Origin of the sequence: Saccharopolyspora sp. NPDC049357, assembly GCF_040677225.1 — a bacterium.
In the GTDB taxonomy this organism is placed as follows: domain Bacteria; phylum Actinomycetota; class Actinomycetes; order Mycobacteriales; family Pseudonocardiaceae; genus Saccharopolyspora.
The window spans coordinates 36,638-59,545 of the sequence record NZ_JBFAQJ010000025.1; the positions used below are offsets into that span (position 1 = coordinate 36,638).

Here is a 22,908-nt window from a genome sequence, read left to right on the forward strand (position 1 = left end):
CCCATCGTGTTGACCGACCTCGTCCGGTGTCGAACTTACCGCCGGTGGTTCAGCACCGGCCGCCCACGGCTCCGGCGGGCTGCGCCTCGTCGGCCTCGACCGCCTTGATCTGGTCGAACAGCGCGCCCACGGCGATGAGTGCGGCCCCACCGACGAACATCAGCGACACCGCCCAGGTGGCGTGCCCCGGCGTGGCCGTGACCAGGGCGAGCGCGGCCACCGGTGCGAGCCCTCCGGAGAACGCGCCGCCGACCTCCCGGCCGGTTCCCAGCCCGGAGACCCGGGTCCGGGTCGGGAACTGCTGCGAGAGGAACGCGCCCTGGGCGCTGAGCATGGCGGGCACCACGACGCCGGTGGCGAGGATGAGCGCGGTCCAGATCGCCACGTGCTGCCCGGTGTCCAGCAGCCAGAAGAACGGGAAGGCCAGTGCCGCGGTGGCGGCCGCGCCCACCAGGATGACCGTCTTGGCGCCGACGACGTCGCAGATTCGGCCGGCGATCGGCACCGTGATGATGGCGCAGGCGCTGGCCAGCGTGATGCCGAAAGCGCCGACGTTGGCGGGCACGTCGCGGAACGTGGTGAGGTAGGACAGCGAGAACGTCTTGAAGATGTAGCTGACCCCGTTGTAGCCCAGGGTGACCGCCATGACCACGGCGAGACCGCGCCAGTTGGACTGCAGCAGCGAGCGCAGCGGCCTGGCCTTCGCGCCGACCTTCGCCGTGCGGGCCGCCTTCTCGAACTCCGGGGTTTCCGGCATCTGGCGGCGCACCCAGAAACCGAGTCCTGCCAGGGCGAAGGTGGCCACGAACGGAATTCGCCATCCCCAGTCGTAGAGGAATTCGTCGCTGAAGCTGGTCAGCACGGTGACGGTGAGCGAGGACCCGAACAGTCCGATGTTGACACCCAGCGCGGGCAGCGATCCTTTCCGTCCGCGGGTTTTCGCGTCGGCGTGCTCGTAGGCCACCGCCGTCGCGCTGCCCAGCTCGGCCCCGGCGCCCAGCCCCTGGAGCAGGCGCAGCAGCACCAGCAGGATCGGCGCGACCAGGCCTACCGAGGAATAGGTCGGCAGCAGGCCGATGAGTCCGGATGAGATGCCCATCAGCAGGAAAGTGGCCGACAGCACGGTCTTCCGGCCGAACTTGTCGCCGATCAGGCCGAAGACGATGCCGCCGAAGGGTCGGGCGAGGAAGCCGACCGCGAAGGTGGCCATCGACGCCAAGGTCGCCGTGGTCGGGTTGCTCGCGGGGAAGAACAGCTTGCCGAAGACCAGCGCGGCCATCGAGGCGTAGAGGTAGAAGTCGAACCACTCCAGTGCCGAGCCGATCACCACCGCGGGCCCGACGGCCTTGCGGGAGGACGGATCTGGCGGTGCCGAGGCGGCGTTGTTCAGCGTCATTGCTCGAATCCTCTTCGACGGTGGTGGTCGCGGAGATCGCGTGAGAAGCCGCAGAAAGGGCGTTCGCAAATACCAACGAGGTGTCGCAATCGGGAACATATGGAGTGAAGCGAGTCACTGTCAAGCAGTTGACACCAGAGCCGCCGCGCACGAGTCTGTTTCCCATATCAGTCGTGATGTTCGCAAATACGAACATCTGGGTCGGGAGAGGACCAGGGAATGCACTTCGAACTGTCCGCGGATCAGGCGAACCTCAGGGCGGGGGCGCGCGAACTGGCTCGCAGCTTCTCCGACGACTACTGGGCCGACTGCGACGCGGACAACCGGTTCCCGTGGGAGTTCTACAACGCCTTCGCCGAGGGCGGCTGGCTCGGCATCGCCATCCCCGAGCAGTACGGCGGTGGCGGGCTCGGAGTCCTCGAAGCCGCGCTGCTGCTGGAGGAGGTGGCGGCCTCCGGTGCCGGCATGAACGGGTGCAGCACCATGCACCTGACCATCTTCGGGCTGAACACGATCGTCAAGCACGGCAGCGAGCAGCTGCGCGAGGAGGTCCTGCCCGCGGCCGCGGACGGCTCGCTGCACGTCTGCTTCGGGGTCACCGAACCCGACGCGGGCACCGACACCACCCGCATCTCGACCTTCGCCGAGCGCGTCGACGGCGGCTACCGGATCAACGGCCGCAAGGTGTGGATCACCAAGGCGGGCGACTCGCAGAAGATGGTGCTCATCGCGCGGACCACGCGGCGCGAGGACATGGCCCGGTCGACCGACGGCATGTCGTTGTTCCTCATCGACATCGACCCCGAGCGCGTGCACCTGAGCCCGATCCCCAAGCTCGGCCGCAACGCGGTCTCCTCCTACGAGGTGGTCATCGACGACCTGTTCGTGCCCGAGAGCGCGCGGATCGGAGCCGAAGGCGACGGTTTCCGGTACCTCCTGGACGGTCTCAACCCGGAGCGGATCCTGCTGGCCCACGAGGCGCTGGGCATCGGCCGCGCGGCGCTGGACAAGGCCGTGCGCTACGCCAAGGAGCGCGTCGTCTTCGACCGCCCGATCGGCCAGAACCAGGGGATCGCGTTCCCGCTCGCCGAGGCGGCGACCCGGCTCGACGCCGCCGAGCTGATGGCGCGGAACGCCGCGTGGCGTTACGACCAGGGGTTGTCGTGCGGGAAGGAGGCGAACATGGCGAAGTGGTTGTGCGCCGACGCGGGTTTCCACGCCGCCGACCAGGCGATCCAGACCCACGGCGGCATGGGCTACGCCCGCGAGTACCACGTGGAGCGCTACTTCCGGGAGTCGCGGATCCTCCGGCTCGCCCCGGTCAGCCAGGAGATGGTCATGAACTACGTGTCCCACCACGTCCTCGGCCTGCCCAAGTCCTACTGAGCGCGCGGCGGAGCGAACCGTCCCGCCAACCGGCGAAGCACGAACCGTCGAAGGACCAGACGAACAGGACCACCACCGATGACCACACCTGAACCCACCGGCAGCTTGCGCGGCATCCGCGTCCTCGACCTGTCCCGGATCCTCGCCGGCCCGCTGTGCGCGCAGATGCTCGCCGACCACGGAGCCGAGGTGATCAAGGTCGAGCCACCGGCCGGCGACGACACCCGCACCTGGGGGCCACCGTTCGTCACCGACTCGATGAGCGCCTACCACGCCGGGATCAACCGCAACAAGGCCAACATCTGCCTGGACCTCACCGAGCCGGAGGGGCAGCGGCTGCTCGGCGAACTGCTCGCCGGAGCCGACGTCGTGGTGGAGAACTTCAAGGCGGGCACGCTGGCCAAGTGGGGCTTCTCCGACGAGGAGATCGGCACGCGCTTCCCCCGGCTGGTGCACTGCCGCATCACCGGTTTCGGCACCGACGGGCCGATGGGGTCCGCTCCCGGCTACGACGCGATCCTGCAGGCCTACGGCGGGTTGATGAGCATCAACGGCGAGCAGACCGGTCCACCGCTGCGGGTCGGCGTGCCGATCGTCGACGTGGTGACCGGCATCTACGCCTTCTCCGGCATCCTGCTGGCGCTGCACGACCGGCGCACCAGCGGACGCGGCCAGCTGGTGGACTGCGCCCTCCTGGACACCGCCGTGTCCCTGCTGCACCCGCACTCCTCGGCGTGGCTGGCCTCGGGACAGACCCCGCAGCGCACCGGATCGGCGCACCCCTCGATCGCCCCGTACGACACCTTCGAGGCCGCGGACGGGCTGATCTTCATCAGCGGCGGGAACGACCGCCAGTTCCGGACCCTGGTGGACGTGCTGGCGATCCCGGCCCTCGCCGAGGACTCCAGGTTCACCACCAACGCAGACCGGGTGCGTAACATCGCCGCGCTGCGCGAGCTGCTGGCCGAGCGGATCAGCACCAGGAAGCGCCACGAGCTGAGCGAGGCGCTGGTGGGCCGGGGAGTTCCGGCGACCCCGGTGCACCACGTCGGAGAAGCGCTGACCGACCCGCAGGTCAGGCACCGGAACATGGTCGTCGAGCACGACGACTACCGCGGCATCGGGCTTCCCATCAAGCTCGGCAGGACTCCCGGCAACGTCCGATCGGCGCCGCGCGAGCAGGGCGCCGACACCCGGCGCATCCTCGCCTCCCTCGGTTGCAGCGACGAGCAGATCACCGCCCTCATCGAAGCCGACATCGCCCTCGGCGACGAGACCTAGGAGCGCTCACCGGCCTCGCCCGTTGCCGGTCAGGTGCCGGGTGAGGACGTGGGCTTCGTGGAGCAGGAGGGCGCCGAGCTCCGGTTGGCGGGCCGGTTTGAACCGGGACTCGATGCCGGTGAGGGTCAGGGCCCAGGCGGGCTTGCCGGTGTGGTCGAACACGGCGGCGGCCATGCCCCAGCTGCCCTCGACGACCAAGCCGGGGTTCACGGCGTAGCCGCGTCGGCGGGTGCGGTCGATGCGGGTGCGGATCGCCTCGGGGGAGTGGTCCTGGCCCCAGCGGGCGGTCAGGTCGGTGCCTCCGAGGTAGGAGTCGATGTCGGCGTCGTCCTGGAAGGCGAGCAGCACCAGGCCCGCGGAGACGACCCCGAGCGGGAAGCGCGCGCCTTCGTAGAGCACGAACGAGCGGATCGGGAAGTCGCCGTCCTCGCGCAGCAGGCACACCGTCTCCTGGCTGCGCAGCGCCGAGAAGAACGCGCTCTCACCGGTCTTGGCGGCCAGCCGGTGCACGCTGTCGCGCGCGTGGTGGGTGACGTCGTACCGGCTCCCCGCGGTTTGGCCGAGCAGGTAGAGCTCGGGTCCGAGGAACCAGTTACCGGTGTGCAGGTCGCGGTCGACGAATCCTTCCTCGGCCAGCGAGCTGAGCAGCCGGTGCGCGGTCGGCCGCGGGAGCCCGGCGTCGCGTGCGAGGTCGGTCGTCGTCGTGCCCGCCGCGTTCGTGGTGGACAGCGCGCGGAGCACGGCGCCGATCTTGCCGACCAGGTGGGCGTTCGGGCCGTCGCTCATGGAGCCATCGTAGCGTCCGCTCAGTGGACGCGATGCGGCCGAGCCGGTCACCGAGCGAGCGGATCGCGATCGAAGAAACCCCGAACGTTGCGGTAACGGCCTCGCAGGCTCTTTACTCCCCGACGTCCGTCAAGTGGACGTGGGAGAGGTGATGAGGTGTCGAAGCTGCGTTCCGACGCGGAGGAGGCGCTGCGCGGTGTGCTCACCGACGGCATGACGCTCGCCGTCGGTGGGTTCGGCCTGTGCGGTGTTCCGAACGATCTGATCGAGGTCGTGCGCGACAGCGGCGTCAGGGATCTGACGGTGGTGTCGAACAACATGGGCGTGGACGGCAAGGGCCTCGGGCTGCTGCTGGAGAACGAGCAGGTGTCCAGGGTGATCGCGTCGTACGTGGGTGAGAACAAGCGGTTCGCCCAGCAGTACCTGGACGGGACGCTGGAGGTGGAGTTCGCGCCGCAGGGAACGCTGTCGGAGCGGTTGCGAGCCGGTGGCGCGGGCATCGCCGCGTTCTACACCCGCGCGGGCGTGGGCACCCCGGTCGCGGAGGGCAAGCCGGTGGCGGAGTTCGACGGGACGACCTACGTCCAGGAGCGGGCGATCGTCGCCGACGTCGCGCTGGTGCACGCCCACACCGCCGACCCGGCGGGCAACCTCGTCTACCGCGCCAGCGCCCGCAACTTCAACCCGGTCGTGGCCACGTGCGGGCGGGTGGCGGTGGTCGAGGTCGAGCACCTCGCCGAGGAGCACCTGGACCCCGAGCGGATCGTGACTCCCGGCATCCACGTGGACCGCCTGGTGCGGGCCAAGCCGCGGGTCAAGGACATCGAGAAGCGCACCGTGCGCCCCCGAACCACCGCCTCGACGAACTAGGAGCAGCACATGAGCTGGACCCGTGACGAGATGGCCGCCATCGCTGCCGCCGAGCTGCGCGACGGCGACTACGTCAACCTCGGGATCGGCATCCCGACCCTGGTCGCCAACCACGTCCCGGACGGCGTGCAGGTGACCCTGCAGAGCGAGAACGGCATCCTCGGCGTGGGCCCGTTCCCGTGGGAGGGCGAGGAGGACGCCGATCTCATCAACGCCGGCAAGCAGACCGTCACGGTCAACCCGGGCGCCAGCTACTTCGACTCGGCCGCATCGTTCGGCATGATGCGCGGCGGGCACATCGACATCGCGGTGCTGGGCGCGCTGCAGGTCAGCAGCACCGGCGACCTGGCGAACTGGACGATCCCGGGTTCCCTGGTCAAGGGCATGGGCGGTGCGATGGACTTGGTCGTGGGCGCTCGTCGCATCGTCGTGCTCACCGACCACGTGGCCAAGGACGGCACACCGAAGCTCGTCGAGCGCTGCACCCTGCCGCTCACCGGCGCCGGCGTGGTCGACCGGATCGTCACCGACCTGGCGGTGCTCGACGTGACCCCGGACGGCCTGCACCTGGTGTCGGTGGCACCGGGAGTCACCCCGGACGAGGTGCGGACCAAGACGGGGGCTCCCGTCCACCAACCGGTTCCCGCGGGCACCTGACCGGCGACGGCGGCCGGATCAGGTGTCGGTGCCCTCGCCGCCGAGATCCCCCGGCCGCCGGGCCATCGTCGCGCGGAATGGCGATCAGTTGGCCGCCGGGCTGCAATGGGGCGGATGCACCAGACGAGCGGGCCGGCCGCGCGGGCGAGGGGAGGTGCCGTGCCACGAGCTGAGCTGGACGCCGCGCACATCACCGACCCCGCCCTGCGCCGCTCCTACGAGCTCTGCCGCGGCCTCCACGCCCGCCACGGGAGGACCTACTTCCTGGCCACCCGCCTCCTGACGGCCGCGCAACGACCCTCGGTGCACGCCCTCTACGGCTTCGCCCGCTGGGCCGACGACATCGTCGACGAGCCGCGCGAGCACGAGAGGCCCGAGCGGTGCGCGGAACGGCTCAGCGGGCTGGGCGCCGCACTGATCTCGGGCATCCGGAGCGGGAGCTGCTCCGATCCGCTGCTGGCCGCCGTGGTCGACACCGCCGTGCGGCACGAGCTGTCGAGCGATCTCTTCGAGGACTTCTTGAGGTCGATGCGCATGGACCTCTCGGTGCGCGACTACCCGAACCGCGCCGCGCTGGGCCGCTACATGCGCGGTTCCGCCGAGGTGATCGGACTGCAGGTGCTGCCGGTGCTGGGCGCTGTCGTTCCGCTCGACGAAGCCGCGCCGCACGCGGCGGCGCTCGGCCGGGCGTTCCAGCTGACGAACTTCCTGCGCGACGTCGCCGAAGACCTCGAACGCGGTCGCGTCTACCTCCCGGCCGACGAGCTCGCCGCGCACGGAGTGGACCGGGACCTGCTCCTGTGGTGCCACCGGCACCGCCGCACGGATCCGAGGGTGCGTGCGGCGCTCGTCGAACAACACGCGCTCACCCGCGAGATCTACCGGTTCGCCCGGGTCGGGATCAGGATGCTGGACCCGGTGTCGCGGCCGTGCGTGGAGACCGCGTACGCCCTGTACTCGCGGATCCTCGAGCGCATCGAAGCCGACGACTTCGCGGTGTTCGCGCGCCGTGCGGTGGTGGGCAAGGCCTACCGCGCGCGCATCGCCGGTGCCGCGCTGCTCCGGGCCGTCCGGGCGCGCGAGCGCGGTGCGCACCGGCCCGCACCCACGAGAGGTGCTCGGTCGTGATTGCCGACCAGTGGCACTACCTGCTGGTGATGGCAGGATGCCTCCTGCTGGTGCTCCCGCTGGAGTGCCTCGGCGCACGCGTGCTGCGCGAACCGGGGAGGATCGCCGCTTCCGTGCTGCCCGTGGCGTTGATCTTCCTGGTGTGGGACGCGGTGGCCGTCTGGGCCGAGGTGTGGAGCTTCAACCCGCGCTACACGCTCGGGGTCTCGCTGGCCGGGATCGTGCTGGAGGAGTTCCTCTTCTTCCTCGTCATCCCGCTGTGCGCGTTGCTGACCTACCAGTCCGTCGAGGCGCTGACGCGGCGCGTCCGACGCGCCCGCGGCGACGTGGGGGCGCACCGGTGACCGGGCTCGGGTACACCGTCCCGGCGCTGCTGTCGGTGGGCGTCGTGATCCTCCTGGAGTGCGCCGTGCTGCGCACCGGGCTGTTCGCCAAACCGGCCTACTGGATCTCCCTGGTCATCGTGCTGGCGTTCCAGGTCCCCGTCGACGGTTGGCTGACCAAGCTCGACGCGCCGATCGTCGTCTACGATCCCGCGCACGTCAGCGGCATCAGGTTCCCGTGGGACATCCCGGTCGAGGACTTCCTCTTCGGCTTCTCCCTGGTCACGGCGGTGCTGCTGGGGTGGGAGCGGCAGCGCCACCGACGTGGTCGAACGGGGGCCGCGCGATGAGGCGCAGGCAGACCGCGCTCCGAGCCGGTGCCGTCCCGGCGGCCTTCGACGGCGCAGCCGCGTCCTACGACGCCCTCGTGGCGGCCGACCCCGGCTACCACCGCCACCTCCGCGCTTCCGCCCTCCGCATGGGACTGCCCGGCAACGGTGCCGGGCTGCGGGTGCTCGACGCGGGGTGCGGCACAGGTGCGTCCACGGAGGCGGTGCTCAACGCCGCTCCGCTGGCGCAGGTCGTCGCGGTCGACGCGTCCGAGCAGATGCTGCGCCGCGCTCGGCTGAAGACCTGGCCGTCTTCGGTGCGCTTCGCGCACTGCCGGGTCGAAGACCTGCCCAGCGCGGGCGAAGACGGCCCGTTCGACGCCGTCTTCGCCGCCTACCTGGTCCGCAACCTGGACGATCCCGACGGGCAGCTGCGCGCGTTCCGGAGGTTGCTGCGCCCCGGCGGCAGGCTCGTCGTGCACGAGTTCTCGGTGCGCGATTCGGTGCGGGCGCGCGCGGTCTGGAACCTGGTGTGCTGGACGATCATCATCCCCGCCGGCACCGCGGCGAGCGGGAGTTCCGCGCTGTACCGGTACCTGTGGCGCAGCGTCCGGTCGTTCGACGGGGTCGAGCGCTTCCAGCGGCGACTGCTGGACTGCGGTTTCACCGACGTCGAGACCCGGACGATGTCGGGGTGGCAGCGGCGCGTGGTGCACACCTTCCTCGCCAGGACACCGTCCGGGAACACCACCGATGCGTGACCAGGGCTGCGCGGACCCGCGGGCGGTGCGGCACCGGGCACCGCCAGGAGCAGCGGACGCGGGCGCGCTCGGGCGCCGCCCCCGCGCCGTGGTCGTCGGGGGTGGGATCGCCGGGCTGTGCGCGGCGACCGGCCTGGTCGAGCGGGGCGTGGCGGTCGAGCTCGTCGAGCGCAACACCTACCTCGGCGGTCGCGTCGGTGGCTGGACCGAGCGGCTGCCCGACGGCGAGGAAGTCGCGATGAGCCGCGGTTTCCACGCCTTCTTCCGCCAGTACTACAACCTGCGGAAGTTGTTGCGCAGATCCGACCCCGGCCTGGAACGCCTCGTCGCCCTGCCCGACTACCCGCTGGTCGACGCCGAAGGCCGGACCGACACCTTCCAGGGCCTGCCCCGCACGCCACCGTGGAACGCGCTGCTGTTCGCCTTGCGCAGCCCCACGTTCCGCCTCTCCGACCTCGCCAGGCTGGATCCGCGCGCCGCGGCGCCGTTGGCGGCCGTGTCGGTCCCGGAGATCTACGACCGGCTCGACCACGTCGACGCCGCGACGTTCCTCGACCGCATCCGCTTCCCCGACGCGGCCCGGCACCTGGCGCTGGAGGTGTTCTCCCGCAGCTTCTTCGCGAGCCCGGACCAGATGTCGGCGGCGGAGCTCGCCACCATGTTCCACATCTTCTTCCTCGGCTCCAGCGAAGGACTGCTGTTCGACGTCCCGGACGCGGGTTTCGAGCGGAGCCTGTGGGATCCGCTCCGCACGTACCTGAGCGCGCTCGGAGTCGAGTTCGACCTGGGCACCGCGGCGTCGGGAATCGAACGCGGCGCCGACGGCACCTACCGGGTGCACCGCGACCGAGGCGCACCGCTCGACGCCGACGGCGTGGTCATCGCCGCTGACGTGCGAGCGCTGCGGCAACTCCTGGACGACTCGCAGGACCTCGAGGTGCCCGGCTGGTCGGAGTCGGTGCGCGGGCTGCGAAGTGCTCCCTCGTTCTTCGTCCAGCGGCTCTGGCTGGACCGGCCCGTCGAGCCGCACCGGTCGGCGTTCCTGGCCACCAGCGGCCACGGCCCGCTCGACAACATCAGCGTGCTCGACCGCTACGACGGCGAAGCCCGCGGCTGGGCTGCCCGGCGCGGTGGTTCCGTGGTCGAGCTGCACGCCTACGCGGTGGCCGATCACCCCGGGGACTGCGCGCGAACGCGTCGGCTGGGAAGCGAGCTCGTGCGGCGGCTCCACGAGCTGTACCCCGAGACCGCGCGAGCCGGTGTCGTCGCGGAGTCGGTGCTGTGGCGCCAGGACTGCCCGCTGTTCGGCGTCGGCGATTTCCTCCGGCGACCTGGGGTGACGACTCCGCACGAAGGTCTCGTGCTCGCCGGGGACGGCATTCGGGTCGACCTGCCCGTGGCGCTCATGGAACGGGCCGCGACCACCGGTTGGCACGCCGCCAACCGGCTCCTCGCCCACTGGGGTCTTCGAGGGCACGAGCTGCGCTCGGTTCCCACCCGCGGTCGCAACGGCCCGCTGCGGCGGCTCGCCCAGCGAGAAGGGAGCACTCGGCGGTGAACATCCTCGATCAGTGGCCCGAGAGGTGGCCCCTGCAACCCTTTCCCAGGTCCGCGTGGGCCGAGCAGCACCCGACCTTCCCCGAGGCCGAGCCGCGCATCATCCGGGCCGCGCTGGCCAGGGCCGAACGCCGATCCGGCGGCAACTGGTACGTCTTCGCAGGCAGCCGCCAGGTTCGCGCCGACCGGCCGCTGGGTTTCCACGTCGCGGGCACCGAACTCGTGGCGTGGCGCGATCGATCGGGCGCGCTGCGGGTCGGGCCCGGTGCCTGCCCGCACCTCGGGGCTCCGCTGAGCGAGGCCGCAGTGCACTGCGGAGCTCTCGTGTGCCGGTGGCACGGTATGCGCCTGGGACACCGCGGACGCCCGGGGTGGAATCCCCTCCCCAGCCACGACGACGGCGTTCTCGCCTGGGTCCGGCTCGACACCGCAGGTGACGAGGAGCCGCTCGACGAGCCGGTGATCGCCGCCCGTCCGCTGGCCCGCGGCAGCATCGACGCGGTCATGACCGCGACCGGTGTCTGCGAACCGTCCGATGTGGTCGCCAACCGCCTCGATCCCTGGCACGGGGCGTGGTTCCACCCGTACTCGTTCACCCGGCTCCGCGTCCTGGAAACCCCGCCGCTCGACGGCGCGGAACCCGAGAAGGACCGCTACCTCGTCGAGGTCACCTTCCGCGTGGCGGGACGCCTCGGCGTTCCCGTCCTCGCCGAGTTCACCTGTCCTGAGGCGAGAACGGTGCTCATGCGCATCATCTCCGGGGAAGGCGCGGGCAGCGTCGTCGAAACGCACGCCACACCGGTGGGGAGCACGGCCGATGGCCGTCCGCTGACGAAGGTCGTCGAAGCCGTGGTCGCGTCCTCGGGCAGGACGGGCTTCCGGCTCGCCAGGAACGCGGCGACGGTGCTGCGGCCGGCCATGGCGCGGGCGGCGCGCAGGCTCTGGCGGGACGACCTCGCCTACGCCGAACGCCGGTACGCCGTCCGCACCGGCCTCCACGATCACCGAGGGCAGCCCTGAGGTGTCCGGGTCCGCTTCAGTCCGGCATGGCGCCGGTGGTGGCGAATTCGAGGCGGCGTGCCACGGACACGGCCTGATCCGCGAAGCGCTCGTAGAACCGGGCGAGCAGCGCGAGGTGGATCGCCGAGGCCACGCCGTGGGGCCAGCTCTCGCTGCGCACCGCGGCGTCCAGCCGGCTGCTCAGAGCGTCGACCTCGTCGTCGGTGCCGCTCAACCAGGCGGAGTCCGCGGGGCCTGAACCCCGGATCAGCTCCTGGAGGGAACGGGCCATGGTCACGGTCACCTCGCCGAGGGCGCCCACGGTGTCGGCGACCTCGTCGTGGACGAGCGGGTCCGGGTGGCTGTAGCGGACCAGGCCCGCGACGTGGGCGGCGAGATCACCCATCCGCTCGACCTTCACCCCGCAGTAGAGGACGGCCAGGACGGTGCGCAGATCACCTGCGACGGGTGATTGCAGCGCGAGCAGCCGCTGGGCGTGGTCCTCGCAGGTGTTGCGCGCGGCATCGAGCTCGGCATCGGCGGTGAGGACCTGCTCGGCCAGCGACACGTCAGCCGTGGTGGCAGCCTGTGTGGCGAGACGCATGGCCTCGGCCGCTTGGCCGACCATCGCGGCCAGCTGCTCGCCGAGCGCCACGAGTTCGCCGTGGAACGCTTCACGCATCTGATCTACCCTAACCGGACGTACCGGGTCGTGCGTGCCCGGGAACGGCCCAGTCCGACCAGGCGGGTGCGCGGCCCAGGTCAGCGGCGATCCGCGACCCTCAGTCGGCCTTGCGGGCCTCCAGGAAGCGGCGGCGCCCGAGGTCCAGGTCCACGATCGGCTCCGGGTAGGACAGCGCGCGTCGTTGGTCGGCGGGCAGCTTCCACGGCGTGTGCACCGCCGGGCCGTCGATGTCGCGCAGTTCCGGCACGTACCGCCGCACGTAGTCCCCGCGCGGGTCGTAGCGCTCGGCCTGGCGCAGCGGGTTGAGCACCCGGTTGGGCCGGGTGTCTGTGCCCGTCCCGGCCACCCACTGCCAGTTCATCTGGTTGTTCGCCACGTCCCCGTCCACCAGGTGCCAGAGGAAGTGCCGGGCACCGGCCCGCCAGTCGTGGTGCAGGGTCTTGGTCAGGAAGCTGGCGGTGATCATCCGGGCGCGGTTGTGCATCCAGCCCTCCCGCAGCAGCTGGCGCATGCCCGCGTCGACGATCGGATATCCGGTGCGCCCCTCCGCCCAGGCGCGCAGCTCCTCCGGCGCGTCGCGCCAGTCGTCGCCGCGCGGGCGGTAGTCCTCGGTCGAGGTGCGCGGGTTCGCGGCCAGCACCTGGTGGTGGAAGTCCCGCCACGCCACCTGCCGGACGAACTCCTGCGCCCCCTGCGTGCGGGTGCCGACCCGGTGCACCACCTCGGTCGGCGAGAGCGTGCCGAAGTGCAGGTGGGGCGACAACCGCGAGGTGCGATCGCCGGCGAGGTCGTCGTGCCCGGACGCGTAGTCGTCGACCAGCTCGTCAGCCCATTCCGACAGCAGGCTCCGGCCGTTGCGCTCACCGCCTCGGACCAGGTCCACGGCCGGGTCGCCGTCGCTGATCTCAGCGGCCTCCGGAACTTTCCCCGGGTCGAGGTCGGGCATGCGCAGCCGGTCCGGTGGGGGCAGCGGTGACCGCTTCCCGGTCTCCTGCCAGCGCCGGAGGTAGGGGCTGAACACCGCGAAGTGCGCGCCGCCGCCGGACGGGGTGACCGCACCGGGCGCCACGGCGGTGATCGACGCCTCGTGCAGGTGCACCCTCGCGTCGAGCTCGTCGACCAGCGCGTCCTGCCTGCGCTGCGCGTGACCGCTGACGTCGGCGGCCAGGTGGACGTCGGTGACGTCGTGCTCGGCGACCAGTTCCGCCAGCTCCTGCAGCGGGTCGCCGCGCCGGACGACCAGCGCGGCACCCCGTTCGCGCAGGGCGTCGTCCAGGTCGGCCAGGCTGCGGGCGAGGAAATCGGCGCGGTTGGGCCCGGGGAAGCCCGTTCCGGTGATCGCGGGGTCGAGGACGAACAACGGGATGACCCGGTCCGCGCCGGTCGCCGCGGCGTGCAGCACCGGGTTGTCGTGCACCCGCAGGTCACGGGTGAACAGGGCGACGGCGACGGTCATCGGAAGGCACCTCACGGGTCTCGGTCGTGCGAGCTCACCAGCATGCCCGAATCGTTCGGGCAAGACCCGCCTGCGGGCCGCGGCGCGTCGCGGACGGCTCTGCGGAACGCCTCGGTTCGGGGAACCATCGCGGTATGCGGTGCGTGGTCATGGGTGCGACGGGTTACATCGGCGGGCGGTTGGTGCCCGAGCTGCTCGCCGCCGGGCACCGGGTGCGGGTGTTCGCCCGCACCCCGGAGAAGCTCGACGACATGCGGTGGCGCGACCAGGTGGAGGTGGTGCAGGGCGACGTCTCCGATCCCGGGAGCGTCGCGCGGGCGCTGTCGGAGCAGCAGGTCGTCTACTACCTGGTGCACTCGCTGACCAGCCGGGACTTCGTCGCGCTGGATCGCGCTGCGGCGCGCACCGTCGCCGAGGCCGCGCGGGAGGCGGGCGTCGGGCGGATCGTCTACCTGGGCGGGATCGTGCCGGGCGAGGAGGAGCTCTCGCCGCACCTGGCGTCGCGGACCGAGGTGGGCCGGGTGTTCGCGGACTCCGGTGTGCCGACGATCGTGCTGCGGGCGGCGGTGATCATCGGCTCGGGGTCGGCGAGCTTCGAGATGTTGCGGTACCTGTCGGATCGGCTGCCGGCGATGGTCACGCCCCGCTGGGTGCACAACCGGATCCAGCCGATCGCGGTGCGCGACGTGCTGCACTACCTCGTGCGCGCCGCCGAGATTCCCGCCGAGACCAGTGGTGCCTTCGACATCGGTGGTCCGGATGTGCTGACCTACCTGGACATGATGCACCGGTACGCGAAGGTCGCCGACCTGCCGCGGCGGGTGGTGCTCCCGGTGCCGGTGCTGACGCCCTGGCTGTCGGCGCAGTGGGTCAACCTGGTCACGCCGGTGCCCAAGGCGATCGCCGTCCCGCTGATCGAATCGCTGGTGCACGAGGTCGTCTGCCGCGACCACGCGGTGGCGAACCACATCCCGGACCCCGAGGGCGGCTTGACCACCTACGAACGCGCGGTGGAGCTCGCGCTGGCGCGCATGCGCAGCGCCGAGGTGCCGACGCGGTGGTCGGACGCCACCGGACCGACCGCGCCGTCGGATCCGCTGCCCAGCGACCCGGAGTGGACCGGTGGCAGCGTGCGCGAGGACGTGCGCGAGCAGCGCACGACCGCGTCGGTGGAGGCGTTGTGGGAGGTCATCGAGTCGATCGGCGGTGAGAACGGCTGGTACTCGTTCCCGCTGGCATGGTCGGTGCGCGGTTGGGTCGACCGGCTGGTCGGTGGGGTGGGCCTGCGGCGAGGCCGCCGGGACCCGCACCGGTTGCACGCCGGGGAGGCGCTGGACTGGTGGCGGGTCGAACAGGTCGACCGGCCCGGACTGCTGCGGTTGCGGGCCGAGATGAAGGTGCCCGGTCGTGCCTGGCTGGAGCTCGCCGTGGAACCCGCGGACGACGGCGGTGCGCTCTACCGGCAGCGCGCGGTGTTCGAACCGCACGGGTTGACGGGACAGCTGTACTGGGCGGTGATCTCCCCGTTCCACGGTCTCGTGTTCGGCGGGATGGTCCGCAACATCACGAGCGCCGCCGACCTCCGCCGCCCACCTCGAACGCCGCGCTGAACCACCGGCTCGGTGCGGTCACCCGGTTCGGACGGACCACCGGCTGAACACGATCAGCGCTGCCGCCAGGGCTGCGGTGGTGAAGAAGGCCGTGCCCTCGCCGAGCGCGAGGCACAGCAGGGACAGACCCGCGGTCGTGAACCCCAGCATTCTGCGCGTGGTCCCCCAGTCGCGGAACCGGGTCCGGGGGTGGGTCAACTCGCCGGCCAGCGCGGGATCGTCGTTGCGCAGCTGCCGTTCCATCTCTCCGAGGATGCGGATTTCATGTCGGCGAAGCATGAGGTCCCTCCGGCGGTCGGCAGGTCTGTTGTGGCCACCATGGCGACCCCGCAGCCCGCACGGGTAGGGCCGATAGACCCTCCATCCGGAGCTCGGGACGGGAACAGGTGAGCGGCCTGGCCGAACCGCGGTGCGTTCGTGAAGAATGCCGGTGCTGCCTCGGGTGCGTCCGGGCTCTCGCTGACGTCTACTGATTGGGAAACGACCCATGCGGACTGTTCCGTTCGGAACGACCGGTGCTCATGTCCCCAACGTCATCTCCGGGATGATGCGGATCGCGGACAAGACCGATGAGCAGATCCGCGAGCTCTACACCACGGCCCGCGAGGCCGGGATCGACTTCTTCGACCACGCGGACCTCTACGGCTTCCGGCACCCGGGAGGCGGCACGCACCACTGCGAGCGGAGGTTCAACGAGGCGCTGGGGCTCTCGGCTGCGGAGCGCGAGCAGATCACGCTGCAGACCAAGGCGAGCATCGTGGACGACGAGTGGCACTACGACTCGTCGTACGAGCACATCGTGTCGTCCGTGGAGGAGTCGCTGCGGGCGCTGGGCACCGAACACGTCGACGTGCTGCTGCTGCACCGCCCGGACGCTCTGGTCGAGCCGGAGGAGGTGGCGCGGGCCTTCGACGAGCTGGAATCGGCCGGGAAGGTGCGGAGTTTCGGCGTCTCGAACTACACGCCGCGGCAGATCGACCTGCTGAAGACGGCGGTGCGGCAGCCTATCGTGGCCAACCAGGTGCAGTTGTCGGTGACGCACTCGACGATCGTGGCGCAGGGCCTGGCCGCCAACATGGCCGTCGACGACGCGCTCACCCGCGACGGCGGTGGTCTGGTGGACTACTGCCGCATCAACGGGATCACCGTCCAGGCGTGGTCGCCGTTCCAGAAGGGCGCCCAGGGCGGAGTCTTCCTGGGAGACGAGGAGTTCCCGGAGCTCAACGCGCTGCTCGGCAAGCTCGCCGCCAAGTACGGCGTCACGCCCATCGCGATCGCCACGGCCTGGATCACCCGCCACCCGGCCGGCATGCAGGTGGTCCTCGGCACCACCACCCCGCAGCGCGTCACCGATGCCGCAGCGGGCTCGGACGTCCGGCTCACCCGAGGCGAGTGGTACGGGCTCCTCCAAGCAGCGGGCCACCGCGTGCCGTGAACGGCGCCCTGACGGGCGGGCGTCGGTCAGGCACTGCGTGGGCTGAAGTCTCGTCGTTCGAGGGCGAGGGCGACGAGGCCTCCTGCGAGCAGGCCCCAGAACGCGGAGTTGATGTTCAGCGGGTTCACGCCTGAGACGGTGACGAGGAAGGCCAGCAGGGCGCCGAGGGTGAAGTTCGTGCTGAACGCCGCGACGAAGGCGCCTTGCAGCGCGCGCAGCATGGCCAGACCTCCCAGCACGGCGATGAACGCCGGGGGTGTGGCCAGCATGAAGCTGACGAAGGCCGGGGCGAACAGTCCGACGACGATCGCGCCGAGCCCGCACACGATGCCCGCCGTGTACTGGCGGGAGCGTTCGGTCGAGGCGACCAGGAGTGCGTTGGTCGGGCCGGTCAGGCAGGTCGAGACCGCGCCGACCGCGGCGGCCGGTAACGACCAGAGCCCGCACAGGACCGCCGCCACGTTCGTCGGCGGGTTGTGACCTGCTTGCTTGAGAACCGCTGCGCCCTGCCCGTTCTGGACCACCAGGACCGTGATCGCCAGCGGCACGACGAGCTCGGTGATCGCCCGCCAGGAGAACTCCGGGGCCTGCAACACCGGCTGGGCGAGCCATCCCGCGCTGTCGAGGGCGAACCGGCCGGACGCGGCGACGGCGAGCGCACCGGCGGCCAGCGCGCCGAGGATCGGCGGCACCAGCCGTCCCGCGCTGGGAAATGCGCTCAGCAGCGCGAAAACGGCGATCATGGGCAGGGCGACGCTCATGTCCGACCCGGTCGCGGTGACCAGGTCGAGCCCGAACCGCAGGAACACCCCGGCGACCATGGCCATCACGATCGGCATCGGCAACGCCGCCATGATCGTGCGCACCCAGCCCGTGAGACCGATCGCGAGGATCAGCAGCGCGGTCACGACGAACGCGCCCAGCACCTCCGGCCAGCTCAGGTGGTTCATCGACGCGCCGACCACCACGGTGCCCGGGATCGTCCAGAAGAACGCCAGCGGTTGCCGGTAGACCCAGGACGCGATCGCGGTGAGGATGCCGTTGAGGAAGAACACCCCGAACACCCACGACGCCAGTTGCGCCGAGCTGAGACCGCCGTGGGCGCCCGCTGAGAGGATCACGGCGATCGGGCCGGTGGCCGAGAAGACGAGGCCGACCAGCCCGCCCGCGACCGACCCTCCGCTGAGGTCCCGCAGCACTTGGCGTGCTCCGGCGGGGGAGGGGCGTTCGAATCGTTCGCGGCGAACCGGCTTCTCCGCGTCGATGTCGTCGATCGTGCTCGTCACGAATCCCCCTCGGGCAGTGGAGATGCCGGGCGTCCACAAGGGACACCCGGCATCGGTGGAGTCCTGCTGAGCTGTTGAGGTGTGCGGCGGTGTTTCAGGTGTGGGGAACAGCTAGCACCGCCGCGGTTTCCGCTACCCGCACCGCCACGCACGGCGATGGCTCAAGTGGAATCTCAGTCGGCGATCTTGTTCGGGTGCACCGCCAAGGGCGTGACCTCGATGTCCATGTACGGGAACAGCGGGAGGCCGGACAGCACCGCGTGCAGCTCGTCGTGGTCGGCGACGTCGACGATCGAGACGTTCGCGAACTCCCCGGCGATCCGCCACAGGTGCGGCCACCTGCCTTCGCGTTGTTGCTTCTGGCTGTACTCCTTCTCGCGCGCCAGGAGGTCGGCGCGCACGTCCGGATCGAGGTCCGGCGGGAGGTTCACGTCCATGCGGATGTGGTAGAGCACGAATCTGTCTCCTGTGGACTGATCAGGCGGGGTCCAGGACGAAGCCGTACTCGATGGCCTCACCACCGGCGATGGGCTTCGGGGCGAGCATCAGCTCCGGCTTGACGGCCGAGGCGATGTCGTCGTCGTTGTGCTCGTCGCCGGGGAAGTACAGCTGTGCCGTCAGCAGCTCGTGCCCCGGTGCCGACACCTTGACGTGCAGGTGTGCCGGGCGCCAGGCGTGCCAGCCTGCCGCGGAGATGAGCTTGCCGCAGGCCCCGTCGGTGGGGATCTGGTAGGGAGCCGGGCGCACGGTGCGGATCTCGAAGTTGCCGTCGGCGTCGGTGGTGAACGACGCGCGCAGGTTCCACTCCGGGATGTTCGGCGCGAACTGCGAGTAGTAGCCGTCGGCGTCGGCGTGCCACAGCTCCACCTTCGCCCCCGACAGCGCGGAGCCGTCGGTGGAGGTGACCGTCCCGGTCCAGGTCAGCGGCGTGCCCGGCTCGTCGTCGCGCATCGGGACCGCCCCGCTGGCGCCCTGCTCGGGGGCGTCCGGGACGTAGTACGGGCCCTCGATGGTGCCCTTGTTGCCCTCGCGGTGTTCGGTGGCGACCTCTTCGACGACGTGCTCGACCCAGACGTCGAGGAACAGCGGCCACTCGCCGTCCTCACCGACGCTGATCAGCCACGCCTTGAGCGCGTTGTACTCGTCGTAGGTCACCTTGTGCTTGCGGATCGTCTCGTGCACGGCCTCCAGCACCTCGCGGGCGAGCAGGCTGACGCGCTCGGGTGGCGTGCCCTCCACGCCGACCAGCTTGTCGCTCTTGAACCGCTCGGTCGCGTTGGCACCGGAAGCGGCGGCGGTGGCCGAGTCAGAAGCGGTGGTCATGGAATCCTCCTTGATTCGTGGTGGGTCAGGAGTCCTGGCGGTAGTGCCGGAGCTTGTCGGGATCGAGTTCGGCGCCGAGACCGGCGCCGGGCCGGACGGTGAGTTCACCGTCGCTGATGCGCAGCGGTTCGGCCAGCAGGTCGTCGCTCATGTCCAGGAAGTTGGACAGCTCGCCGGCCCGGTGTGAGGTCAGCGGGTAGGCCGCGCCGAAGGCGACGCTGCACAGGGAACCGAGCTGGCCGTCGATCTGGTTGCCCATCACGACCTCCAGCCCGAGCCCTTCGGCGAGGTGGTGGGTGCGCTGGGAGCCGGTGAACCCGGTCCGCGCGGTCTTGATGCTCACCGCGGTGGCCGAGCCGCCGAGGATCTCGCGGGTGACGTCCGCGGGGGAGACGGCGGATTCGTCGGCGATGAACGGCACGTCGAGCTGCTGCACCAGCCAGCGCCGCCCGAGCACGTCGTCGGCAGGGCACAGCTCCTCGGCGAAGAGCAGGTCGAGGTCGGCCATCTCCTTCATGGCGCGCGCGGACTCGGCGGCCGTCCAGCCCCGGTTGCCGTCGACGTAGAGCTCGACGGAGTCGCCGAGCCCTTCGCGCAGCGCGCGCACCACGGCGGTGTCCAGGAACACCGGGCGGCGGCCGACCTTGACCTTGAAGGTCGTGATTCCGTAGCTGTCGCGCATCTTCTCGGCCTCGGCGAGCATCGCGGCCGGCTCGTCGAAGCCGAGCATGTGCGAGACCCGCATGCGGTCGGTGAAGCCGCCGAGCATCTCGGTCACCGACACGTCGAGGCTGCGGCCGAGCGCGTCCCACATCGCCATGTCGATGGCCGACTTCGCGGTCGGGTTTCCCACGGTGCGGCCGAGCCGGGCGTGCGCGGTCTCGCGGTCCAGCAGGCTCAGGCCCGCCAGCTGCGGCGCGAAGATCGAGTCGATGACGGCGACGATCCCGGCCTGGGTCTCGCCGTAGGTGAACGGGCGGGGCGGTGCCTCCGCCACGCCGACGATCCCGTCGTCGGTGTGCACCCGCACCAGCACGTGCTCGGCGGCGTGCACCTCGCCGGAGGCGAAGCGCAGCGGCTTGCGGTACGGGATGGCGAACGGGATCGCTTCCACCTGGGTGATCTTCATGAACCGGCCTCTGCTGGTGGTCGTGCGGACGGGAAGACGTCCTCTAGTTCGGCGAGGACTGTGTTGACCAGGGGTGAACTGGTCTCGCGGTGCCAGGCCAGCGCCAGCTCGACGGTCGCCGCACCGGCCAGGTCCCGGAACACCACCCCGGCCAGCGGCAACGAGCGCGCCGAAGCCGGGACGACCCCGACGCCCAGACCACCCGCGACGAGCGCGAGCAGTGCGGCGGTGCCCGGGGCCTGGTGCTGCTGGTGCGGGGTGAACCCGGCGTCCCGGCAGCTGCGCAGCACCGCCGCGTGCACGACGGAGTTGCGCCCGTCGTAGGTCACCAGCGGTTCGGCCCGCAGGTCGGTCGTGGCCACCACGGGCTCGACGGCCAGCCGGTGGTCGGCGGGCACCGCCAGCACCAGCGGTTCGACCTCGATCACGCGGTAGTCGATGTCGTCACCGGTCACCGGCGGCCGGAGCACGCCGATGCCCAGCGAACCGTCGCGCAGCTGCTCGCACTGCTCGGCGGTGAGGAGTTCGGCGTGCACCTCCAGCTCGACCTGCGGAACGCGCTGGGCCAGCGCTCGGGCCAGGTGCGGCAGGTGGGAGAACGCGGCCGTGCCGGTGAACCCGACCCGGACCAGCCCGAGCTGTCCCTCGCCGATGCGCTGCACCCCGCGCACCCCGGATTCCACGGCGGAGAGCACCCGCTGGGCCTCGCCCAGGAAGAACTCGCCCGCCGGGGTCACCCTGACCTGCCTGGTCGTGCGGGCCAGCAGCGCGACGCCGAGCTCGTCCTCCAGCTGGCGGACGGTGTGCGACAGCGCGGGCTGGGCGATGTGCAGCTGCTCGGCGGCGCGGCCGAAGTGGCACGTCTCGGCGACGGTGACGAAGTAGCGCAGGTGGCGAAGCTCCACGGCGGGCCTCCTCCCTCGTCCTCGTCGCCGATTTTTCTCACGGTAGGCAACCCGCTCATCGAAGACAAAGACTTGGTTTCGGTCGATTGATAAACAAGGTGGATGAATAGCACCCTAAGCCAGGTCTGGGTATTTGCCTGGTGTGACCGGCACCACGAGGTGTCATGGTTCCCAGTCATGCCACGGCGTCCAGTTGTCGCCGCGAGGCCGATCAGAGTCGATCTGGGCCGTTGGAGGATCCATGACCGAGATGCTGAACCACGTGTCCGCCGTCGTCGCAGACGCTGTCGTGGAGGACCGCGAGGCCGGGGTGTACCGGGCCAACCGCCGGATCTTCACCGACGAGGAGATCTTCGAACTCGAGATGAAGCACATCTTCGAGGGGAACTGGATCTACCTCGCCCACGAGAGCCAGCTGCCGAACCCGGGTGACTACTTCACGACCTACATCGGCCGACAGCCGGTCGTGATCACTCGCGACAAGGACGGCGAGCTGCACTGCCTGATCAACGCCTGCGCTCACCGCGGTGCGATGATCTGCCGCCGCAAGGCCGACAACCGGAGCACGCTGACGTGCCCGTTCCACGGCTGGACGTTCCGCAACGACGGCAAGCTGCTCAAGGTCAAGGACCCCGACGACGCCGGCTACCCGGACTCGTTCGACAACGGCGGCTCGCACGACATGACCAAGGTCGCCCGCTTCGACTCCTACCGCGGCTTCCTGTTCGGCAGCCTCAACCCGGACGTGGCGACGCTGAGCGAGCACCTGGGCGACACCACCAAGGTCATCGACATGCTCGTCGACCAGTCCCCGGACGGGCTGGAGGTGCTGCGCGGCGCGTCGACCTACACCTTCGACGGCAACTGGAAGGTGCAGGCCGAGAACGGCGCCGACGGCTACCACGTCACCGCCACGCACTGGAACTACGCGGCGACCACCGCCCGGCGCGGCACCGGCGAGTCCAAGAACAGCACCAAGACCCTCGACGCGGGCAGCTGGGGCAAGTCCGGTGGTGGCTACTGGTCCTACCCGAACGGCCACCTGTGCCTGTGGACGTGGGCGGGCAACCCGCAGGACCGTCCGCTGTGGGGCCGCATGGACGAGCTCAAGGAGGAGTTCGGCGAGGCCAAGGGCGAGTTCATGGTTCGCGGATCCCGCAACCTGTGCCTGTACCCCAACGTGTACCTGATGGACCAGTTCTCCACGCAGATCAGGCACTTCCGGCCCATCGCGCCGGACAAGACCGAGGTCACCATCTACTGCATCGCCCCCAAGGGCGAGAGCGCCGAGGCGCGGGCCTGGCGGATCCGCCAGTACGAGGACTTCTTCAACGCCTCCGGCATGGCCACCCCGGACGACCTGGAGGAGTTCCGCTCCTGCCAGCTGACCTTCCGGGCCACCGCCGCGCCGTGGAACGACATGAGCCGCGGTGCCGAGCACTGGCTCACCGGTCCCGACGAGGTCGCCGAAGCCCTCGACATGAAGGGCGTGATCTCGGCGGGCCAGAAGAACGAGGACGAGGGCCTCTACCCGGTTCAGCACGGCTACTGGCAGCAGACCATGCAGGCCGCCATCGCCGCCGAACGCGCCGCCGAATCCCAGTGA

The 22,908-nt window shown here is 70.7% G+C and carries 23 protein-coding genes; 13 read left to right on the forward strand and 10 right to left on the reverse strand.

Translation table 11 applies throughout. The features are described 5' to 3' along the window. Positions 1-49: 49 nt before the first annotated feature. Complete coding sequence (locus AB0J91_RS20730) at positions 50-1,396, reverse strand: MFS transporter (RefSeq protein ID WP_363871248.1); 1,347 nt, start codon at positions 1,394-1,396, stop codon at positions 50-52. 219 nt (positions 1,397-1,615) lie between these two features. Between AB0J91_RS20730 and AB0J91_RS20735 the strand changes: the two genes are divergently transcribed. Together AB0J91_RS20735 and AB0J91_RS20740 are read left to right on the forward strand one after the other, a co-directional pair. Beyond that, entirely contained in the window at positions 1,616-2,782 is a 1,167-nt protein-coding gene (locus AB0J91_RS20735) for an acyl-CoA dehydrogenase family protein (RefSeq protein WP_363871250.1), read from the forward strand. Positions 2,783-2,860: 78 nt separating this feature from the next. After that, positions 2,861-4,063: a CaiB/BaiF CoA-transferase family protein gene (locus AB0J91_RS20740; RefSeq protein ID WP_363871253.1), complete on the forward strand. Its 1,203-nt coding sequence runs from the start codon at positions 2,861-2,863 to the stop codon at positions 4,061-4,063. A gap of 6 nt (positions 4,064-4,069) precedes the next feature. On the opposite strand, the gene AB0J91_RS20745 is transcribed toward AB0J91_RS20740, so the two are convergent. Then, complete coding sequence (locus AB0J91_RS20745) at positions 4,070-4,849, reverse strand: IclR family transcriptional regulator (RefSeq protein ID WP_363871256.1); 780 nt, start codon at positions 4,847-4,849, stop codon at positions 4,070-4,072. A 156-nt stretch (positions 4,850-5,005) separates the two neighbouring features. Here AB0J91_RS20745 and AB0J91_RS20750 point away from each other — a divergent pair, with 156 nt between their 5' ends. The 8 genes from AB0J91_RS20750 (at position 5,006) to AB0J91_RS20785 (ending at position 11,494) form a co-directional block, all read left to right on the forward strand. Next, positions 5,006-5,719: a CoA transferase subunit A gene (locus tag AB0J91_RS20750; protein ID WP_363871259.1), complete on the forward strand. Its 714-nt coding sequence runs from the start codon at positions 5,006-5,008 to the stop codon at positions 5,717-5,719. Positions 5,720-5,728: 9 nt separating this feature from the next. Beyond that, a complete protein-coding gene (locus AB0J91_RS20755) occupies positions 5,729-6,376 on the forward strand; it encodes a CoA transferase subunit B (RefSeq protein ID WP_363871262.1) in 648 nt (215 codons plus the stop codon). 159 nt (positions 6,377-6,535) lie between these two features. After that, a complete protein-coding gene (locus AB0J91_RS20760) occupies positions 6,536-7,504 on the forward strand; it encodes a phytoene/squalene synthase family protein (protein ID WP_363871265.1) in 969 nt (322 codons plus the stop codon). Beyond that, a complete protein-coding gene (locus AB0J91_RS20765) occupies positions 7,501-7,848 on the forward strand; it encodes a lycopene cyclase domain-containing protein (RefSeq protein WP_363871268.1) in 348 nt (115 codons plus the stop codon). Before AB0J91_RS20760 ends, AB0J91_RS20765 begins: the two co-directional genes overlap by 4 nt. Further along, positions 7,845-8,177, forward strand: a complete 333-nt coding sequence (locus AB0J91_RS20770) for a lycopene cyclase domain-containing protein (RefSeq protein ID WP_363871271.1) — start codon at positions 7,845-7,847, stop codon at positions 8,175-8,177. Before AB0J91_RS20765 ends, AB0J91_RS20770 begins: the two co-directional genes overlap by 4 nt. Next, complete coding sequence (locus AB0J91_RS20775) at positions 8,174-8,917, forward strand: class I SAM-dependent methyltransferase (RefSeq protein WP_363871273.1); 744 nt, start codon at positions 8,174-8,176, stop codon at positions 8,915-8,917. The genes AB0J91_RS20770 and AB0J91_RS20775 overlap by 4 nt, the downstream gene beginning before the upstream one ends. Next, positions 8,910-10,475 carry an FAD-dependent oxidoreductase gene (locus AB0J91_RS20780; RefSeq protein WP_363871276.1) on the forward strand — a complete coding sequence of 522 codons (1,566 nt, stop codon included), beginning with the start codon at positions 8,910-8,912 and terminating at the stop codon, positions 10,473-10,475. The genes AB0J91_RS20775 and AB0J91_RS20780 overlap by 8 nt, the downstream gene beginning before the upstream one ends. 2 nt (positions 10,476-10,477) lie before the next feature. Beyond that, positions 10,478-11,494, forward strand: a complete 1,017-nt coding sequence (locus AB0J91_RS20785) for a DUF5914 domain-containing protein (RefSeq protein ID WP_363871413.1) — start codon at positions 10,478-10,480, stop codon at positions 11,492-11,494. A 16-nt stretch (positions 11,495-11,510) separates the two neighbouring features. On the opposite strand, the gene AB0J91_RS20790 is transcribed toward AB0J91_RS20785, so the two are convergent. Beyond that, positions 11,511-12,155, reverse strand: a complete 645-nt coding sequence (locus AB0J91_RS20790; protein WP_363871279.1) for a PhoU domain-containing protein — start codon at positions 12,153-12,155, stop codon at positions 11,511-11,513. A gap of 100 nt (positions 12,156-12,255) precedes the next feature. Beyond that, positions 12,256-13,614, reverse strand: coding sequence for a deoxyribodipyrimidine photo-lyase (locus AB0J91_RS20795; protein ID WP_363871282.1), 1,359 nt, complete (start codon positions 13,612-13,614; stop codon positions 12,256-12,258). A gap of 134 nt (positions 13,615-13,748) precedes the next feature. Between AB0J91_RS20795 and AB0J91_RS20800 the strand changes: the two genes are divergently transcribed. Then, positions 13,749-15,224: an SDR family oxidoreductase gene (locus AB0J91_RS20800; protein WP_363871284.1), complete on the forward strand. Its 1,476-nt coding sequence runs from the start codon at positions 13,749-13,751 to the stop codon at positions 15,222-15,224. A gap of 18 nt (positions 15,225-15,242) precedes the next feature. Here AB0J91_RS20800 and AB0J91_RS20805 read toward each other — a convergent pair whose 3' ends face one another. Further along, positions 15,243-15,713, reverse strand: a complete 471-nt coding sequence (locus AB0J91_RS20805) for a DUF3040 domain-containing protein (protein ID WP_363871287.1) — start codon at positions 15,711-15,713, stop codon at positions 15,243-15,245. Here AB0J91_RS20805 and AB0J91_RS20810 point away from each other — a divergent pair. Further along, positions 15,712-16,659 carry an aldo/keto reductase gene (locus AB0J91_RS20810; protein ID WP_363871290.1) on the forward strand — a complete coding sequence of 316 codons (948 nt, stop codon included), beginning with the start codon at positions 15,712-15,714 and terminating at the stop codon, positions 16,657-16,659. The two genes, AB0J91_RS20805 and AB0J91_RS20810, sit on opposite strands and share 2 nt — an antisense overlap. A 26-nt stretch (positions 16,660-16,685) precedes the next feature. Here the strand turns inward: AB0J91_RS20810 and AB0J91_RS20815 are convergent, their stop codons facing one another. The 5 genes from AB0J91_RS20815 to AB0J91_RS20835 form a co-directional block, all read right to left on the reverse strand. After that, positions 16,686-17,945 (reverse strand): benzoate/H(+) symporter BenE family transporter, encoded by a 1,260-nt coding sequence (locus AB0J91_RS20815; RefSeq protein ID WP_363871293.1) that lies wholly within the window; start codon positions 17,943-17,945, stop codon positions 16,686-16,688. Positions 17,946-18,118: 173 nt separating this feature from the next. Further along, a complete protein-coding gene (gene catC / locus AB0J91_RS20820; protein WP_363871296.1) occupies positions 18,119-18,400 on the reverse strand; it encodes a muconolactone Delta-isomerase in 282 nt (93 codons plus the stop codon). Between the two features lie 22 nt (positions 18,401-18,422). Next, positions 18,423-19,268: a catechol 1,2-dioxygenase gene (catA, locus tag AB0J91_RS20825; RefSeq protein WP_363871299.1), complete on the reverse strand. Its 846-nt coding sequence runs from the start codon at positions 19,266-19,268 to the stop codon at positions 18,423-18,425. Between the two features lie 25 nt (positions 19,269-19,293). Then, on the reverse strand, positions 19,294-20,397 hold the full coding sequence (locus tag AB0J91_RS20830) for an enolase C-terminal domain-like protein (RefSeq protein WP_363788220.1): 1,104 nt from the start codon (positions 20,395-20,397) through the stop codon (positions 19,294-19,296). Next, entirely contained in the window at positions 20,394-21,302 is a 909-nt protein-coding gene (locus AB0J91_RS20835) for a LysR substrate-binding domain-containing protein (RefSeq protein WP_363788221.1), read from the reverse strand. The genes AB0J91_RS20830 and AB0J91_RS20835 overlap by 4 nt, the downstream gene beginning before the upstream one ends. Positions 21,303-21,543: 241 nt before the next feature. On the opposite strand from AB0J91_RS20835, the gene benA reads away from it, so the two are divergent. Next, positions 21,544-22,908 (forward strand): benzoate 1,2-dioxygenase large subunit, encoded by a 1,365-nt coding sequence (gene benA, locus AB0J91_RS20840; RefSeq protein ID WP_363871302.1) that lies wholly within the window; start codon positions 21,544-21,546, stop codon positions 22,906-22,908.

What these genes read in the sequence shown, in the direction of transcription:
- AB0J91_RS20805 (WP_363871287.1), bottom strand. Translation starts at nt 15,713, where the DNA reads ATGGGTCGTTTCCCAATCAGTAGACGTCAGCGAGAGCCCGGACGCACC.
- AB0J91_RS20795 (WP_363871282.1), bottom strand. Translation starts at nt 13,614, where the DNA reads ATGACCGTCGCCGTCGCCCTGTTCACCCGTGACCTGCGGGTGCACGAC.
- AB0J91_RS20780 (WP_363871276.1), top strand. Translation starts at nt 8,910, where the DNA reads ATGCGTGACCAGGGCTGCGCGGACCCGCGGGCGGTGCGGCACCGGGCA.
- AB0J91_RS20740 (WP_363871253.1), top strand. Translation starts at nt 2,861, where the DNA reads ATGACCACACCTGAACCCACCGGCAGCTTGCGCGGCATCCGCGTCCTC.
- AB0J91_RS20790 (WP_363871279.1), bottom strand. Translation starts at nt 12,155, where the DNA reads ATGCGTGAAGCGTTCCACGGCGAACTCGTGGCGCTCGGCGAGCAGCTG.
- AB0J91_RS20830 (WP_363788220.1), bottom strand. Translation starts at nt 20,397, where the DNA reads ATGAAGATCACCCAGGTGGAAGCGATCCCGTTCGCCATCCCGTACCGC.
- AB0J91_RS20745 (WP_363871256.1), bottom strand. Translation starts at nt 4,849, where the DNA reads ATGAGCGACGGCCCGAACGCCCACCTGGTCGGCAAGATCGGCGCCGTG.
- AB0J91_RS20755 (WP_363871262.1), top strand. Translation starts at nt 5,729, where the DNA reads ATGAGCTGGACCCGTGACGAGATGGCCGCCATCGCTGCCGCCGAGCTG.
- AB0J91_RS20810 (WP_363871290.1), top strand. Translation starts at nt 15,712, where the DNA reads ATGCGGACTGTTCCGTTCGGAACGACCGGTGCTCATGTCCCCAACGTC.
- AB0J91_RS20775 (WP_363871273.1), top strand. Translation starts at nt 8,174, where the DNA reads ATGAGGCGCAGGCAGACCGCGCTCCGAGCCGGTGCCGTCCCGGCGGCC.
- AB0J91_RS20800 (WP_363871284.1), top strand. Translation starts at nt 13,749, where the DNA reads ATGCGGTGCGTGGTCATGGGTGCGACGGGTTACATCGGCGGGCGGTTG.
- benA (WP_363871302.1), top strand. Translation starts at nt 21,544, where the DNA reads ATGACCGAGATGCTGAACCACGTGTCCGCCGTCGTCGCAGACGCTGTC.
- AB0J91_RS20730 (WP_363871248.1), bottom strand. Translation starts at nt 1,396, where the DNA reads ATGACGCTGAACAACGCCGCCTCGGCACCGCCAGATCCGTCCTCCCGC.
- AB0J91_RS20735 (WP_363871250.1), top strand. Translation starts at nt 1,616, where the DNA reads ATGCACTTCGAACTGTCCGCGGATCAGGCGAACCTCAGGGCGGGGGCG.
- catA (WP_363871299.1), bottom strand. Translation starts at nt 19,268, where the DNA reads ATGACCACCGCTTCTGACTCGGCCACCGCCGCCGCTTCCGGTGCCAAC.